The organism is Nonomuraea ceibae (assembly GCF_019396325.1).
Taxonomy (GTDB): domain Bacteria; phylum Actinomycetota; class Actinomycetes; order Streptosporangiales; family Streptosporangiaceae; genus Nonomuraea; species Nonomuraea ceibae.
Map to the genome: position 1 here is coordinate 39,719 of NZ_JAHKRO010000006.1, position 15,250 is coordinate 54,968.

Here is a 15,250-nt window from a genome sequence, read left to right on the forward strand (position 1 = left end):
AGGTCAGTGGCCGTGGCCCTCGTCCTTGGCCCGCTGGAAGGAGCGCTCGATCTCGGCCTGCGCCTCCATGCGGCCCACCCAGTTGGCGCCCTCGACCGACTTGCCCGGCTCCAGGTCCTTGTAGACCTCGAAGAAGTGCTGGATCTCCAGCCGGTCGAACTCCGGGACATGGTGGATGTCCTGGATGTGCGCCATGCGCGGGTCGGTGGCGGGGACGCACAGGACCTTGTCGTCGCCGCCCTTCTCGTCGGTCATCCGGAACATGCCGACCGCCCGGCAGGTGATGTAGCAGCCCGGGAACGTCGGCTCCTGCAGCAGCACCAGCGCGTCCAGCGGGTCGCCGTCCTCACCGAGGGTGTTCTCGATGAAGCCGTAGTCGGCGGGGTACTGCGTGGAGGTGAACAGCAGCCGGTCCAGCCTGATCTTGCCGGACTCGTGGTCCACTTCATACTTGTTCCGTTGCCCCTTGGGAATCTCAACGACAACGTCGAACTCCACCGCGGTTCCTCCGCTCGGCCCCCCGGGCACCCCCGGGCGGGCGTTAATGTCTCGTAGGCGAACACCAGGAGAGAGGTCAGGCGACGTGGCGCGGCACGAGCGGTGGGTGATGCTGACCACTCTCGTCATGCTGCAGGTCGTGACCATCGTCACCGGCGTCTATGCGATGAACAACGACCTCGACCTGAGCGCGCTGACGAGGCGGCCGTCACCGGCCGAGACGAGCGCGTCTCCCGAAGGGGTTCCCCCCGTCCCCGTGGTCACCGCCGGGCCTGTGCTGGCCCAGCTTCCGGCGAGGTCAGGAGACGGACCTCTCCCGACTAAGGGTACTTTGACGCAGCAGCTCACCGATGCGCTGGGTGACGAAGCGCTCGGCAAGCGCGTCGGCGCCGTCGTCGTCGACGTCACGACCGGCGAGCAGATCTTCGCCGCCGACCCCGACACCGGCATCACCCCCGCCTCCACCACCAAGGTCGTCACCGGCGCCGCCGCGCTCGCCTCCCTCGGCCCCGACACCCGCCTGGCCACCCGCGTCGTCCAGGGGGGCTCCGCGAACGCGATCGTCCTCGTCGGCGGCGGCGACCCGATGCTGCGCGGCCCCCAGGCCAAGCCCGGCGACTTCACCGACCAGGCGTCGCTCACCACGCTCGCCTCCCGCACCGCCGCCGCGCTCAAGGCCCGCGGCGTCACCAAGGTCACGCTCACCTACGACGCCTCCCTGTTCACCGGGCCCGTCCAGGCGCCCGGCTGGAAGCCCAACTACGTGCCCGACGGCGAGGTCGCCCCCGTCCACGCCCTCACCATCGACGAGGGCCGCCAGATCCCCGGCCAGCGCCAGCCCCGCGTCGCCGACCCGGCCGCCCACGCCGCCGCCGCCTTCGCCGGCGTCCTGCGCAAGCACGGCATCAGCGCCGCCAGGTCCGTACGCCCCGGCAAGGCCCCCGCCGGAGCCGCCGAGCTGGCCAGGGTCGAATCCGCGCCGATCTACGCCCTCGTCGAGCACACCCTCACCTTCAGCGACAACGACCTCGCCGAAGCCCTCGCCCGGCACGTCGCCATCAAGGAAGGCCAGCCGGGCTCGTTCGCCGGGCTCGCCAAGGCCGTCCCCCAGGTGCTCCACCGGCTCGGCATCACCAAGGGCGTCCAGGTGTCCGACGGCAGCGGCCTGTCCATCCGCAACCGCATCAGCGCCTCCGCCATGGCCCGCGCCATCGCCCTCGCCGGCTCACCCCAGCACCCCGAGCTGCGCGCCGTCGCCTCCGGCATGCCCATCGCCGGCTTCACCGGCACCCTCGGCAACGGCCGCCGCTTCACCGGCGCCGACAGCAAGGGCCAGGTCGGCCTGGTCAGGGCCAAGACCGGCACCCTCAACCACGTCAACACGCTCGCCGGACTCGCCACCACCAAGGACGGCAGGCTGGTCACCTTCGCCTTCCTGGCCGACCGGGTCCCCGTCTACGCCGAACCCGTGCTCGACAGGCTGGCCGCCATCGTCGCGCGGTCTTGACGAGAAACACGTACGGTGGACGTTATGCAGGTGATCGACTGGGATCTGGCCGTCACGACCGGCACGCGCCTGGTGCGCCCCGGTCCCCAAGTGAGCCGGGAGGAGGCCAGGCAGGCCGTCGCCGAGCTCCGCACGCTCTCGCGCGAGGCCGAAGGCCACGTACGCGAGTTCACCAAGATCCACACCGAGACCGCGCCACAGCCCGCGACCATCGTCGACCGGCCCGGCTGGATCCGGGCCAACGTCGAAGGCTTCCGCGTCGTGCTGGAGCCCCTCACGCAGAAGGTCGCCAACGGCGCCAACCCGCCGCCCGCGATCATCTCCGCCGTCGGCTCCCGCATCACCGGCGTCGAGGTCGGCGCCGTCCTCGCCTTCCTCGCCACCCGGGTCCTCGGCCAGTACGAGCTGTTCCTGCCGCCCGACCCCAGCGGACGCGAGCCCGCCGGCCGCCTCACGCTCGTCGCGCCCAACATCGTCAACGCCGAGCGCGAGATGAACGTCAACCCGCACGACTTCCGCCTGTGGGTCTGCCTGCACGAAGAGACCCACCGGGTCCAGTTCACCGGCGTCTCCTGGCTGCGCGAGTACGTCCGGTCCCAGATGACCGACTTCCTGCTCGCCTCCGACCTCGACCTGCCCACGCTCGTCGACCGCCTGCGCGGCGCCGCCGACACCGTCGCCGACGTCGTCCGCGGCGGCGAGGGCAACCTCATCGACGTCATCCAGTCGCCCCAGCAGAAGGAGATCCTCGACCGGCTCACGGCTGTCATGACCCTCGTCGAGGGGCACGGCGACTACGTGATGGACGCCGTCGGGCCCTCCGTCGTGCCGTCGGTCGCCGACATCCGCGCCAAGTTCGCCCAGCGCCGCGAAGGCGGCTCCCGCCTCGACCGCACCATCCGCCGCCTGCTCGGCATCGAGCTCAAGATGAAGCAGTACGCCGAAGGCTCCGCCTTCGTCCACCGCGTCGTCGGCCAGGCCGGCATGGACGGCTTCAACCGCGTCTGGACCTCACCGAACACGCTGCCCACCCCGGCGGAGATCTCCGACCCGGACGCCTGGATCCGCCGCGTCATCGGCACCCCCGCCCTCCCCAGCTGACCTCCGGCGCGGCCGCCTGACGGCAGCGGGTCGTCCATTGGCAGGGCGGGCCTTCAGTGGCGCACCCTCGGACGGCCCTCCGCCCTCCCCTCCGGCGCCGGGTCGGTGGGGTGATGGTCGGTGGAGCTCGGCGCTCTCGTACGGGTTGACGGCCCGGGCGGGGAGAATGGGGACGTGGGACCGCATCCGGCTGTAGCCGATGTTCGCAGGATGGTGCGTGAGGCGCTGGCGGACGTGCCCGAGGGGGCGCTGGTGCTCGTGGCGTGCAGTGGGGGCGCCGATTCGCTGGCGTTGGCGGCGGCGACGGGGTTCGTGGGGCCGAGGGCGAGGCTGCGTACGGGGCTCGTGAGTGTCGATCACCAGCTTCAGGAGGGTTCCGGGGAGCGGGCGGCGCGGGTGGCGGCGTTGGCGGGGGAGCTGGGCCTGGGGTTCGGTGAGGTGCGGGCCGTGGTGGTGGGCACGGCGGGCGGGCCCGAGGCGGCGGCCAGGGATGCGCGTTATGCCGCGCTGGGCGAGGCGGCCGAGGCTCATGGGGCGGCGGCGGTGCTGCTGGGGCACACGCGTGACGATCAGGCGGAGACCGTGCTGCTGGGCCTGGCAAGGGGGAGCGGGCTGCGGTCGATCGCGGGGATGGCGGCGGTGTCGGGCGTCTATCGGCGGCCGTTCCTGGAGCTTTCGCGGGCGACGACGGCGGCGGCGTGCGAGGCGCTGGGGCTGGCTCCGTGGCAGGATCCGCACAACGACGATCCGCGGTTCACGCGGGTTCGGGTGCGGGCGGTGGCGCTGCCGGTTCTGGAGAGGGAGCTGGGGCCGGGGGTGGCGGAGGCGCTGGCGCGGACGGCGGGGCTGGCGCGTGAGGACGCGGACGCGCTCGATCAGTGGGCCGAATCGGTGTACCAGGATTGCGCTCTAAGCGATATCGCCGGAAACGTGACGCTGGCCGTACGGGCTCTGGAAGGGGTCCCCGGGGCCGTACGGACACGAGTGCTGCGGCGGGCGGCGCTCGCGGCGGGAGCGCCCTCCGGGGCGCTCTCGGCGGGGCACGTGCGGGCGGTGGAGCGGCTGATCACGCGGTGGCACGGGCAGAAGGCGGTGGACCTGCCCGGGGGTCTGAGCGCCGTCCGGCGGTATGGCACCCTGATAGTCGCCATCCGTCCCATCGCGTAAGGAACCAACAGGTGGACGCTGCCGACATGGGCAAGGATCTGGAGAAGGTCCTCATCCCGGAGGACGAGCTCCAGGCCAAGATCAAGCAGCTGGCCGGGCGCATCGACGAGGACTACGCGGGCCAGGAGCTGCTGCTCGTGGGCGTGCTCAAGGGCGCCGTCATGGTGATGGCCGACCTGGCCAGGGCGTTGCACGTGCCGGTGCAGATGGACTGGATGGCGGTGTCGTCCTACGGGGCCGGCACCAAGTCGTCGGGTGTCGTGCGGGTGCTGAAGGACCTCGACACCGACATCATGAACCGCCACGTGCTCATCGTGGAGGACATCATCGACTCCGGTCTGACCCTCCACTGGCTGCTGGAGAACCTCAAGTCGCGCAACCCGGCCTCGCTGGAGATCTGCACGGCGCTGCGCAAGCCCGACGCGGTCAAGGTGCCGATCGACGTCAAGTACGTGGGCTTCGACATCCCCAACGAGTTCGTGATCGGCTACGGCCTCGACTACGCCGAGCGATACCGGAACCTTCCGTTCATCGGGACCCTCGCGCCGCACGTTTACCGCTAGCAATCCTGACTGTGGCCGGGAACACCGCGTGCCTTGACGTACGTTGGTAGGGCAAGACCGGTGTAGCGGGCGGTCCCTCCGTGCGCTCCTCCGGTGTACCTTCTGACTCCGGGAGGGTGACCCTGCGTCCCCTTCGGGTAGTCAGAAGTCGCGGTGTCGGATGCCGCGGCCCCGGGATTTCCCGGGGTTCCAGGCCATGGTCAGGAAGGGACGGGCCCGCAAGGGGTTCCGCATCGGATGGATCTCAAGCGATTTACACGTGGGCCACTGCTGTGGATCCTGGGCATCGTCGTGCTGCTCCTGCTCGTCACCCAGCTCTGGAGCGGCGGCGGCAACTACAAGCAGGCCGACACGTCAACGGTGCTCCAGCAGATCCGCACCGGCAATGTCAGCAATGCCAAGATCATCGACAAGGACCAGCGGATCGAGCTGACGCTGCACAGCCCGATCCAGGTCGGCGGCAGCGGCACGCCGACGAAGACGATCCAGTCTGACTGGGTCACCGGCTACGGCGCAAAGCTGACCGACGAGCTGCAGGCGCAGGTCGACGCCAAAAAGACCAAGAGCTTCGCGACCGACGTGCCCCAGGAGAGCTTCCTGGTGAGCCTCCTGCTCAGCTTCCTGCCGATCGTCATCATCGTGCTGATCTTCCTGTTCATCATGAACCAGATGCAGGGCGGCGGCAGCCGGGTGATGAACTTCGGCAAGTCCAAGGCCAAGCTGATCACCAAGGACACCCCCAAGACCACGTTCGCCGACGTCGCAGGCGCGGACGAGGCCATCGAGGAGCTTCAGGAGATCAAGGAGTTCCTGCAGGCCCCGGCCAAGTTCCAGGCGATCGGCGCCAAGATCCCCAAGGGCGTGCTGCTCTACGGCCCGCCCGGCACCGGCAAGACCCTGCTCGCCCGCGCGGTCGCGGGTGAGGCGGGCGTGCCGTTCTACTCGATCTCCGGCTCCGACTTCGTCGAGATGTTCGTCGGCGTCGGCGCCTCCCGGGTGCGTGACCTGTTCGAGCAGGCGAAGGCCAACGCCCCGGCGATCATCTTCATCGACGAGATCGACGCCGTCGGCCGCCACCGCGGCGCCGGCCTGGGCGGCGGTCACGACGAGCGCGAGCAGACGCTCAACCAGCTCCTCGTCGAGATGGACGGCTTCGACGTCAAGGGCGGCGTGATCCTCATCGCCGCGACCAACCGGCCCGACATCCTCGACCCGGCGCTGCTGCGTCCGGGCCGGTTCGACCGGCAGGTCACCGTCGACCGTCCCGACCTGGAGGGCCGTAAGGGCATCCTCAAGGTGCACGGGCGCGGCAAGCCGTTCGCGCCGGGCGTCGACCTCGACGTCATCGCCCGCCGCACTCCCGGGTTCACCGGCGCCGACCTGGCCAACGTGATCAACGAGGCCGCGCTGCTCACCGCGCGTGCCGACGAGAAGCTGATCACGATGGACATGCTGGAGGAGTCGATCGACCGTGTCATGGCAGGGCCCGAGCGCAAGACGCGGGTCATGTCTGACAAGGAGAAGAAGATGATCGCCTATCACGAGGGCGGTCACGCGCTGGTGGCGCACGCGCTGCCGAACTCCGACCCGGTGCACAAGATCACGATCCTGTCCCGGGGTCGCGCGCTCGGCTACACGATGACGCTGCCGATGGAGGACAAGTTCCTGGCCACCAGGTCGGAGATGATGGACCAGCTCGCGATGCTGCTGGGCGGGCGCGCGGCGGAGGAGCTCGTCTTCCACGAGCCCACCACCGGCGCCTCCAACGACATCGAGAAGGCCACGGCCGTCGCCCGCCGCATGGTGACCGAATACGGCATGAGCGAGCAGCTCGGCGCCCGTAAGTTCGGCAGCGGTCAGGCCGAGGTGTTCCTGGGCCGCGAGATGGGCCACGAGCGCGACTACTCCGAGAAGATCGCCTCCACGATCGACGAGGAAGTCCGCCGGATGATCGAGACGGCGCACGACCAGGCGTGGGACATCCTGGTCGAATACCGCGACGTGCTCGACAACCTGGTGCTCGAGCTCATGGAGAAGGAGACGCTCTCCCGCGCCCAGGTGCTGGAGATCTTCTCCCCGGTGGTCGTCAAGGAGCACCGTCCCTCCTACGCGGGCTACGGCAAGCGGCTGCCCTCCGACCGGCCGCCGATCCTGACGCCGAAGGAGCAGTCGGCCAACGGCTCGCTCACCTCGGGCCACCAGGACGCGCTGCCTTCCGGGGACAGTGCGTGAAGCCGCACGACGTAGATTTCGGCCGGATCGAGAAGGCCGTCCGCGAGATCCTGTACGCCATCGGCGAGGATCCCGACCGCGACGGCCTTCTCGAGACGCCCGCCCGTGTCGCCCGCGCCTACGCCGAGCAGTTCTCCGGCCTGCACCAGACCCCGGAAGACGTGCTCAACAAGGTCTTCGACGTCGACCACGACGAGATGGTGCTGGTCAAGGACATCGAGGTCTACTCAACCTGTGAGCACCATTTGGTGCCTTTTTACGGGTCGGCCCACGTCGGCTACATCCCGAACGACCAGGGTCAGGTGACGGGCCTGTCGAAGCTGGCCAGGCTGGTCGACGTGTTCGCCCGCCGGCCGCAGGTCCAGGAGCGGATGACGTCGCAGATCGCCGACGCGATCATGCGGGTGCTGGAGCCGCGCGGCGTCATCGTCGTGGTCGAGGCCGAGCACCTGTGCATGACCATGCGGGGCGTGCGCAAGCCCGGCGCCAAGACCGTCACGTCGGCCGTCCGGGGCGACTTCCGCACCAGCGACAAGACCCGCGCCGAGGCGATGGCGCTGATCCTGGGACGCTGACGCCTGACCGCGCCGCATGCATTCCGCCGGGGATGGATCGTTATCCACAACCAGGGACCCGCGATATCACCAGGTATGGGCGAGCGCCTAGGCTTGGCCTCATGACGAGAGTGCCGGGGCTGGGCGACGAGGACCGGTGCCTTGTCATGGGCGTCGTCAACGTGACCCCTGACTCGTTCTCCGACGGCGGCCTCTGGTTCGACGAGGGCGTGGCGATCCGCCGCGGCCTGGAGCTGGTCGCCGAGGGGGCCGACATCGTCGACGTGGGCGGCGAGTCCACCAGGCCGGGCGCCGCCAGGGTGTCGCTGGAGGAAGAGCTGGCCCGCGTGGTGCCCGTGATCAGGGCGCTCAACGCGGAGGGCGTGGCCGTCAGCGTCGACACGATGCGCGCCGAGGTGGCCAGGGCCGCCGTCGAGGCGGGCGCGCGGCTGGTCAACGACGTGAGCGGCGGCCTGGCCGATCCCGCCATGCCGCGCGTGGTCGCCGCCACCGGCGTCCCCTACGTGGTGATGCACTGGCGCGGCCACAGTCAGGACATGGACAGCCGCGCCGTCTACCACGACGTGGTCACCGAGGTGCGCGAGGAGCTCGCCAAGCGGGTCGACCTGGTGCTCGCCGAGGGCGTGTCCGAGGAGCAGATCGTGCTCGACCCCGGCCTCGGCTTCGCCAAGAACGCGGCGCACAACTGGGCGCTGCTGGCCGGCACGCAGCAACTCGCCGAGCTCGGCTATCCGCTGCTCATCGGGGCCTCACGCAAGAGGTTCCTGGGGCGGCTGCTGGCCGGCGCCGACGGCACCCCCCGCCCGTTCAGCGGCAGCGACGACGCGACCCTGGCCGTGACCGCGCTGGCGGCCCGTGAGGGCGCCTGGTGCGTACGGGTCCACCACGTAGGTCCCAACGCCGACGCCGTGCGCGTGGCCGCAGCATGGAAGAGAGCCGGAGCCAACACATGAGCGTCGACACCGCCGCCATCGAGACGGTCAACCAGGACTTCTACACCGCGATCGAGGACGGCAACCTCGACAGGATGACCGAGATCTGGGCCGAGGACACCGCCGACGACCAGGTGAGCTGCGTGCATCCCGGCTGGACCCTGCTGACGGGCCGCTCGGAGGTGCTGCGGTCGTGGGCGCTGATCATGGCCAACACGACCTACATCCAGTTCGTGCTCACCGACGTCAACACCACGGTGCTGGGCGACGTGGCCGTGCTCACCTGCGTGGAGAACATCCTCACCGCGGGCGAGGAGGGCGAGTCGAGTTTCGCCGCCGGCAAGGTGGTGGCCAGCAACGTCTACATCCGCACGGGTCAGGGCTGGCGGCTGTGGATGCACCACGGCTCGCCGGTGCTGCAGGGCGATGACGACGAGGAGGAGGAAGGCGAGCTTGAGCGCTGACCGGATCGCGCTGAAGGGCCTGCGGGCCCGGGGGAGACACGGGGTGCTCGCGGCCGAGCGTGAGCTGGGGCAGGAGTTCGTCGTCGACGTGACGCTGTTCCTCGACACCGCGCCGGCCGCGGCCGGTGACGACCTGTCCAGGACCGTCGACTACGGCGAGCTGGCCCAGGACCTGGTCAAGGTGGTCGAGGGCGAGCCGGTCGACCTGATCGAGACGCTCGCGCAGCGGCTGGCCGACGTCTGCCTGGCCCGGGAGCTCGTCGAGTCGGTCGAGGTGAGTGTGCACAAGCCGGCGGCGCCGATCCCGCTGCCGTTCGGCGACGTGGTGGTGACGATCGAGCGGAGGCGCGCATGAAGGTCGTCCTCGCCCTGGGCGGCAACCTGGGGCGGCGGTTCCTGACGTTGCAGGGGGCCGTCGACACGCTGTTCGACGCGCCGGGGCTGGAGTTCGTCGCGGCGTCGCCGGTCTACGAGACCGATCCGGTGGGCGGTCCGGGGGGCCAGCGCCCTTATCTGAACGCGGTGGTCGTGGCGGAGACCACGCTGCCGCCGCGCACGCTGCTGGAGCGGGCGCAGAGCGTGGAGAACGCGTTCGGGCGGGTGCGCCAGGAGCGGTGGGGGCCGCGCACGCTCGACGTCGACCTGATCATGGTGGGTGACACGGTCAGCGACGACCCGGAGCTGACGCTGCCGCATCCTCGGGCGCACGAGCGGGCGTTCGTCCTGGTGCCGTGGGCGGCGGCCGACCCTGACGGTGAGCTGCCGGGGCGGGGCCGGGTGGCCGACCTGCTCGTAGGCCTGGACCGGCGGGGTGTGCGGTTGCGCGAGGACCTGAAGCTGCAGAGGCCGGATTGAGGCCGACCCGGCCCGGCGTGCTCGTCGGGCTCATCGTCGTGGTCGCGCTGATCGCCTGGGGCGTGGTGCGGCTGGTCTACGTCGATCTGGTGCTGGTGCCGTGGACGGCGATCCCGACGATGCTGCTGCTGGCGATCGGCGAGGCCTACACCGCCTGGATGACGAAGGCGCGGATCGCCCGCAAGCCGGGCACCAAGCCGGTCGAGCCGCTGGCGGTGGCCCGGCTGGCGGCCCTGGGCAAGGCGTCGGCCTACGGCGGCGCGGTGTTCGCGGGGCTGTTCGGCGGCTTCGCGCTGCACACGGTGCAGCTCTTCGCCAAGGAGACGCCGCGGTCGGAGTTCTTCGTCTCGACGGGCTCGTTCCTGTCGTGCGTGGCGTTGATCGTGGCGGCGCTCTTCCTGGAGCACGCCTGCCGCGTCCCGAAGGATCCGGAGGACCAGCGGCCCGGCTAGCCGCTCGTCCTCCTGGCGTCGTAGGTCTGGCGCCACTGTTCGGCGGGCGCGTCCTGCCGGCCGAGCTGCTTGCCACCGTGCCCACCGAGGGCTGGATCCCCGGCACCCGCTACGGTCTGGGCGTCTTCGAGCAGGTGCTGCCCTGCGGCGCCACCTACGGCTCCTGGTGCTACAGCATGGGCGCCCGCGACGGCGGCCACCGCCTCACCGCCCAGGTCAACGGCGACTGGGCGCCGCTCAACGTCTTCGACGACGTGCTCGCCGCCGAGTTCTGCTGACAGGCCCTCAGCCGGTGTCCGGCCGCCCGGCGCGGGGGCGGCGGCCGAAGAGGTAGATGACCGGGAGGGTGCAGATCAGCGGGCCGGCGACGGCCAGGGGACGCTCCAGCCACCACCACACGTCCGGCGGCACCTCGGGCGTGAGGCTGCCGAAGAGCCACCACGACAGGCCGAGCGCGATGGCCATGCCGGTCGTGTGGAAGAGGAACAGCGGCAGCGCGAAACGGTTGATGACGGCGTTGACCCGGTTCCAGCCCGGCCGTTCCAGAACCCGTTCCATGGCCGGGCGCAGCACCTCCACCAGCCCGATCTGGAAGATGAGCAGCGCGACGATGACGAACGTCGGCGGCGCCATGTTGGACCACTTGTCCCCCGGCACGCCCACCATGGAGCCCGGGTAGATGCCCGAGTAGACGAGCCCGAACAGGGCGAACAGCCCGGTCCACAGGATGCCGACGTCGTAGCGGCGAGGCAGGGCGACGATGCGGTCGTAGAAGAAGCCGGCCTGGTGCGCCAGCCCCCACACGATGACCATGTTGAGCCAGCCGGCCCACTCGACGTCGTAGCGGAACCGGACCACGTCGACGACCAGCGCCGCCCCGCCCAGCCAGACGAGGGCCAGCACGTCGTACTTGCGATGCAGGAGGAGCGCGACGGGGAGGAGCGCGATGAGCACCAGGTAGACGCCGAGGAACCACAGCGGGCTGAGCACGAGCAGCACCACCCGCCACATCCACGGCACGTCGAACAGCCAGGTGACGACGGCGCCGACGGCGACCCACACGCCGATCAGGCCGAGCGCCGGGATCGACAGGGACCGCAGGCGGCGCCAGACGAAGCGGCCGAGGCCGGTGCCGCGCTCGCACGCCCGGCCCCACGACAGCAGGTGGACGTGCCCGCCGACGTAGAAGAACAGGGGTAAGACCTGGAGCAGCCAGGTCAGGATCCACAGCCCGGAGGTGAAGCCGAGCGGGCTGGTGGGCTCGGGGCCGTGCGGTTTCCACTGCAGGATGGTGAAGGCCCAGTGCCAGACCACCACCACGATCAGGCTCAGCGCCCGCAGCCAGTCGACGTACCTGTCGCGTCGCGGAGGGGAGGTCACTTGTCGATGTCACCCACCACGAAGAACATCGACCCGAGGATCGCCACCATGTCCGAGACCAGGTGCCCGGGCAGCATCTCGCGCAGCACCTGGATGTTGTTGTAGGAGGCGGAGCGCAGCTTCATCCGCCACGGCGTCTTGTCGCCCTTGGACACCAGGTAGTAGCCGTTGATGCCGAGCGGGTTCTCGGTCCAGGCGTACGTGTGGCCTTCGGGGACCTTGAGCACCTTGGGCAGGCGCTGGTTGATCGGGCCCTGGGGGAGCTCGCGCAGCCGCTGGACGCAGGCGTCGGCCAGGTCGAGCGAGACCTTGACCTGCTCCAGCAGCACCTCGAAGCGGGAGTGGCAGTCGCCGGCGGTGCGGGTGACGACGGTGACGGGCAGCTCGGGGTAGGCCAGGTAGGGCTGGTCGCGGCGCAGGTCGATGTCGACCCCGGAGGCGCGGGCGATGGGGCCGCTGACCCCGTACTGCAGGATCTGCTCGCGGGAGAGCACGCCGACGCCCTTGGTGCGGGCCTGGAAGATCTCGTTGCCGTGGATGAGGTTCTCGATGTCGGGGACGCGGCGGCGGGTGTCGGCGACGGCCTGGGCGACCCGGTCGAGCCAGCCGAGCGGCAGGTCCTCCTTGAGGCCGCCGACGCGGTTGAACATGTAGTGCATGCGCCCGCCGGAGATCTCCTCCATGACGGCCTGGATGCGTTCGCGCTCGTCGAAGGCGTAGAAGATGGGCGTCATCGCGCCCAGCTCCAGCGGGTACGAGCCGAGGAACATCAGGTGGTTGAGCACCCGGTTGAGCTCCGCCAGGAGCGTGCGCGCCCAGACGGCGCGGACGGGCGGCTCCATGCCGAGCATGCGTTCGGCGGCCAGCACCACGCCGAGCTCGTTGGCGAACGCCGACAGCCAGTCGTGCCGGTTGGCCAGCACGATGATCTGCCGGTAGTCGCGCACCTCGAACAGTTTCTCCGCGCCCCGGTGCATGTAGCCGATGATCGGCTCGGCGCCGGAGATGCGCTCACCGTCAAGAGTGAGCCGCAGGCGCAGAACTCCGTGAGTCGACGGGTGCTGCGGCCCGATATTCAGGATCATGTCCTCGGTGGCCAGCTCCTTGGCCCCGGCACCGATTCCGACCACGCGTTCCGTCATATGGCCCATGCTGCCACCGGCGGGTCGGTCAAGGAACGGTATGGGGGCGCATCGCTGGTCCAGCCAGGGGGATGAGTACTGGAAACGGGGGAGAAAAGACCATGAAAAGGGTTGTGTTCGACATCGCCGCCCTGATCGCACGGGTGGTGATCGGCGTCATCTTCCTGGCGCACGGGCTGCAGAAGTGGCAGGCCGGGCTGGGCGCCACGAGCGGCATGTTCGCCGAGTCGGGCGTGCCGATGCCGCAGCTCGCCGCCGCGTTCGTCACGGTGGCCGAGACGGTCGGCGGCATCCTGCTGATCCTCGGCCTGCTGGTGCGGCCGGCCGCGCTGGTGCTGCTCATCGGCATGATCGGCGCGGCTGTGTTCGTGCACGCGCCGAACGGCATCTTCGTCCAGCAGGGCGGCTGGGAGCTCGTCGGAGCGCTCGGCGCGGCGTCGCTGCTGTTCCTGGCGCTGGGCGGGGGACGCTTCGGCCTCGACGGGATTCTCGGCGTCGTGTACAGGCGCCGGGCCGAGCGGCGGGCGGCCGAGCGGGACGCGGCGGCGGGTGCCACGACGACCGTGGACAGGCCGGCGCCCGACACGAAGGCCGCCTACCCGGACGAACGGCACTCGGTGCCCCGGCAGCCCGCCGAGCACGAGCGCACGCAGGCGGCTGACTACGACCGCACACAGGCGAGCGAGTACGACCGCACGCAGGCCGCCGAGCCCGCCGAGCGTCCGCACCCGGCCGAGCACCGGCCGGGCGGGCTGAGCGAGGAGGACATGCGCGACGTGGACGCGGTGGTGAACGACCAGCCGACGCGCCCGAAGCCGCCGAACCGCTGAGACCTAGCGGCTGACCAGGTCACGCAGCGCGCCGACCAGCCGGTCGACGTGCTCCTGGGTGGTGCCGATGCCGATGGAGGCGCGCACCGCCGAGGCCGTGTCGTCCTCGCAGCCGCCGTCGGCGGTGCCGAGCAGGTGCCGGACGAACGGATGGGCGCAGAACTTCCCGTCCCGCACGCCGATGCCGTACTCGCTCGACAGCGCCTCGGCGACCTCGCGTGCGCTGTAGCCGTCGACGGTGAACGACACGATGCCCACGCGCGGGTGCTCCGGCCCCCACAGCGACAGCTCCCGTACGCCCTCGATGCCGGCGAGGCCGGCGCGCAGCCGGGCGATCAGCCGCTCCTCCTCGCGCAGCAGCGGCGTCCAGCCGGTGGCGGTGAGGGCGTCGCAGGCGGCGGCCAGCGCGATCGCGCCGAGCACGTTCGGGGTCCCGGCCTCGTGCCGGGGCTCGGCGTCGTCGTGCCACTCGGTGCTCTCCCCGACCGAGCGCACCGCGCCGCCGCCCTTCAGGTACGGCGTGCCCGCCGACAGCCAGTCGCGCCGGCCGACCAGCACTCCGGCGCCGAACGGCGCGTACAGCTTGTGGCCGGAGAAGGCCACGTAGTCGAGGTCGAGCGCGGTCAGGTTGACCGGCCGGTGCGGCACGAGCTGGGCGGCGTCGACGAGGATGCGGGCGCCGTGCCGGTGCGCGATGTGGGCCAGCGCGGCGATGGGCCACAGCTCGCCGGTGACGTTGGAGGCAGCGGTGACGACGAGCAGCTTGGGTCCGTCGATCGCGGCCAGCGCGTCGTCGGCGGCGCGCACGGCCTCGCCGGGGAAGGCGGGCGGGGCCAGCCGCACGGCGTCCGGCCAGGGCAGCAGCGAGGCGTGGTGCTCGGTGTCGAAGACGACCACGGTGGTGCCCTCGGGCAGGCAGCCGGCCAGCAGGTTCGTGGCGTCGGTGGTGTTGCGGGTGAAGATGACGGCGTCGTCGGTGCGGGCGCCGACGAAGGCCCGTACGGTGTGGCGGGCCTGCTCGTAGCGGGCGGTGGTGAGCTGGGAGGCGTAGCCCGCGCCGCGGTGGACGCTGGAGTAGGCCGGGAGCGCGGCGGCGACGGCGGCGCTGACCGGCTCCAGACAGGGGGCGCTGGCCGCGTAGTCGAGGTTGGCGTAGCCGACGAGCTTGCCGCCCTTGACCGGCACCTCCAGGTCGGCGCCGACGACGGCGGGGATGGCGCGGGCCTGCTGGACGGGGGCCGGCTTCTCGGCGGCGGTGGTGCGGGCGGCGTTGAAGATCGTCAGGGTGGACACGGCGAACCTCCTCGGGGTCATCGGACCCCTGGAGCAGCCAGTGAGCCCGCGCTTGCCCGCCACACCTCGTGACGGACCAGGTCTTCACCCGGGGCACCCCGCCGCGGACGCGAGGGTTGCCGGCCAGCGAGCCGGGGCTTGGCGCTGGCACTCATGACCTACGTCGGCACTATAACCGACACCCACCCGTAAAACGCAACCGCGAACTTATCGGCCCGTTGACTCGTTGCTTCCTCGGACATCCCCCGATAGCAGGAGG

17 protein-coding genes and 1 riboswitch are annotated in these 15,250 nt (G+C 70.7%); of the genes, 13 read left to right on the plus strand and 4 right to left on the minus strand.

Annotated features, from left to right (window positions below; all coding sequences use genetic code 11):
- Positions 1-3: 3 nt before the first annotated feature.
- Complete coding sequence (locus tag KME80_RS06310) at positions 4-498, minus strand: inorganic diphosphatase (RefSeq protein WP_219501356.1); 495 nt, start codon at positions 496-498, stop codon at positions 4-6.
- Between the two features lie 85 nt (positions 499-583).
- Here KME80_RS06310 and dacB point away from each other — a divergent pair, with 85 nt between their 5' ends.
- The 12 genes from dacB (at position 584) to KME80_RS06370 (ending at position 10,624) form a co-directional block, all read left to right on the plus strand.
- Positions 584-2,005 carry a D-alanyl-D-alanine carboxypeptidase/D-alanyl-D-alanine endopeptidase gene (gene dacB / locus KME80_RS06315; RefSeq protein WP_219501358.1) on the plus strand — a complete coding sequence of 474 codons (1,422 nt, stop codon included), beginning with the start codon at positions 584-586 and terminating at the stop codon, positions 2,003-2,005.
- Between the two features lie 24 nt (positions 2,006-2,029).
- Positions 2,030-3,106, plus strand: coding sequence for an Rv3626c family coenzyme F420 biosynthesis-associated protein (locus KME80_RS06320; RefSeq protein WP_219501360.1), 1,077 nt, complete (start codon positions 2,030-2,032; stop codon positions 3,104-3,106).
- Between the two features lie 210 nt (positions 3,107-3,316).
- Positions 3,317-4,273, plus strand: a complete 957-nt coding sequence (tilS, locus tag KME80_RS06325; RefSeq protein WP_219501362.1) for a tRNA lysidine(34) synthetase TilS — start codon at positions 3,317-3,319, stop codon at positions 4,271-4,273.
- 11 nt (positions 4,274-4,284) lie between these two features.
- Positions 4,285-4,836 (plus strand): hypoxanthine phosphoribosyltransferase, encoded by a 552-nt coding sequence (gene hpt, locus KME80_RS06330; protein WP_049568591.1) that lies wholly within the window; start codon positions 4,285-4,287, stop codon positions 4,834-4,836.
- A gap of 237 nt (positions 4,837-5,073) precedes the next feature.
- On the plus strand, positions 5,074-7,068 hold the full coding sequence (gene ftsH, locus KME80_RS06335; RefSeq protein WP_219501365.1) for an ATP-dependent zinc metalloprotease FtsH: 1,995 nt from the start codon (positions 5,074-5,076) through the stop codon (positions 7,066-7,068).
- Entirely contained in the window at positions 7,065-7,643 is a 579-nt protein-coding gene (folE, locus tag KME80_RS06340) for a GTP cyclohydrolase I FolE (protein WP_219501367.1), read from the plus strand. The genes ftsH and folE overlap by 4 nt, the downstream gene beginning before the upstream one ends.
- A gap of 101 nt (positions 7,644-7,744) precedes the next feature.
- On the plus strand, positions 7,745-8,596 hold the full coding sequence (gene folP / locus KME80_RS06345) for a dihydropteroate synthase (protein WP_443681011.1): 852 nt from the start codon (positions 7,745-7,747) through the stop codon (positions 8,594-8,596).
- Positions 8,593-9,039 carry a nuclear transport factor 2 family protein gene (locus KME80_RS06350; protein WP_219501370.1) on the plus strand — a complete coding sequence of 149 codons (447 nt, stop codon included), beginning with the start codon at positions 8,593-8,595 and terminating at the stop codon, positions 9,037-9,039. Before folP ends, KME80_RS06350 begins: the two co-directional genes overlap by 4 nt.
- Positions 9,029-9,394, plus strand: a complete 366-nt coding sequence (folB, locus tag KME80_RS06355; RefSeq protein WP_372455345.1) for a dihydroneopterin aldolase — start codon at positions 9,029-9,031, stop codon at positions 9,392-9,394. Before KME80_RS06350 ends, folB begins: the two co-directional genes overlap by 11 nt.
- Positions 9,391-9,894 carry a 2-amino-4-hydroxy-6-hydroxymethyldihydropteridine diphosphokinase gene (gene folK, locus KME80_RS06360; RefSeq protein ID WP_219501376.1) on the plus strand — a complete coding sequence of 168 codons (504 nt, stop codon included), beginning with the start codon at positions 9,391-9,393 and terminating at the stop codon, positions 9,892-9,894. Before folB ends, folK begins: the two co-directional genes overlap by 4 nt.
- Positions 9,891-10,346: a DUF3180 domain-containing protein gene (locus KME80_RS06365; RefSeq protein WP_219501378.1), complete on the plus strand. Its 456-nt coding sequence runs from the start codon at positions 9,891-9,893 to the stop codon at positions 10,344-10,346. The genes folK and KME80_RS06365 overlap by 4 nt, the downstream gene beginning before the upstream one ends.
- Before the next feature lie 77 nt (positions 10,347-10,423).
- The gene (locus KME80_RS06370; protein ID WP_219501380.1) at positions 10,424-10,624 is read left to right on the plus strand and encodes a hypothetical protein; all 201 of its coding nucleotides are present in this window, start codon (positions 10,424-10,426) and stop codon (positions 10,622-10,624) included.
- A gap of 7 nt (positions 10,625-10,631) precedes the next feature.
- Here the strand turns inward: KME80_RS06370 and KME80_RS06375 are convergent, their stop codons facing one another.
- Together KME80_RS06375 and KME80_RS06380 are read right to left on the minus strand one after the other, a co-directional pair.
- Entirely contained in the window at positions 10,632-11,726 is a 1,095-nt protein-coding gene (locus KME80_RS06375; RefSeq protein ID WP_219501382.1) for an acyltransferase family protein, read from the minus strand.
- Positions 11,723-12,868 (minus strand): NADH-quinone oxidoreductase subunit D, encoded by a 1,146-nt coding sequence (locus KME80_RS06380; RefSeq protein ID WP_219501384.1) that lies wholly within the window; start codon positions 12,866-12,868, stop codon positions 11,723-11,725. The genes KME80_RS06375 and KME80_RS06380 overlap by 4 nt, the downstream gene beginning before the upstream one ends.
- A gap of 101 nt (positions 12,869-12,969) precedes the next feature.
- Here KME80_RS06380 and KME80_RS06385 point away from each other — a divergent pair, with 101 nt between their 5' ends.
- Entirely contained in the window at positions 12,970-13,698 is a 729-nt protein-coding gene (locus KME80_RS06385) for a DoxX family protein (protein ID WP_219501386.1), read from the plus strand.
- A 3-nt stretch (positions 13,699-13,701) separates the two neighbouring features.
- Here KME80_RS06385 and KME80_RS06390 read toward each other — a convergent pair whose 3' ends face one another.
- Positions 13,702-14,991: an aminotransferase class V-fold PLP-dependent enzyme gene (locus KME80_RS06390; RefSeq protein ID WP_219501388.1), complete on the minus strand. Its 1,290-nt coding sequence runs from the start codon at positions 14,989-14,991 to the stop codon at positions 13,702-13,704.
- A gap of 43 nt (positions 14,992-15,034) precedes the next feature.
- Positions 15,035-15,150: riboswitch (SAM riboswitch) on the minus strand.
- Positions 15,151-15,250: the final 100 nt, after the last annotated feature.

What these genes read in the sequence shown, in the direction of transcription:
- ftsH (WP_219501365.1), top strand. Translation starts at nt 5,074, where the DNA reads ATGGATCTCAAGCGATTTACACGTGGGCCACTGCTGTGGATCCTGGGC.
- KME80_RS06380 (WP_219501384.1), bottom strand. Translation starts at nt 12,868, where the DNA reads ATGACGGAACGCGTGGTCGGAATCGGTGCCGGGGCCAAGGAGCTGGCC.
- KME80_RS06350 (WP_219501370.1), top strand. Translation starts at nt 8,593, where the DNA reads ATGAGCGTCGACACCGCCGCCATCGAGACGGTCAACCAGGACTTCTAC.
- tilS (WP_219501362.1), top strand. Translation starts at nt 3,317, where the DNA reads ATGGTGCGTGAGGCGCTGGCGGACGTGCCCGAGGGGGCGCTGGTGCTC.
- folP (WP_443681011.1), top strand. Translation starts at nt 7,745, where the DNA reads ATGACGAGAGTGCCGGGGCTGGGCGACGAGGACCGGTGCCTTGTCATG.
- KME80_RS06385 (WP_219501386.1), top strand. Translation starts at nt 12,970, where the DNA reads ATGAAAAGGGTTGTGTTCGACATCGCCGCCCTGATCGCACGGGTGGTG.
- KME80_RS06320 (WP_219501360.1), top strand. Translation starts at nt 2,030, where the DNA reads ATGCAGGTGATCGACTGGGATCTGGCCGTCACGACCGGCACGCGCCTG.
- folK (WP_219501376.1), top strand. Translation starts at nt 9,391, where the DNA reads ATGAAGGTCGTCCTCGCCCTGGGCGGCAACCTGGGGCGGCGGTTCCTG.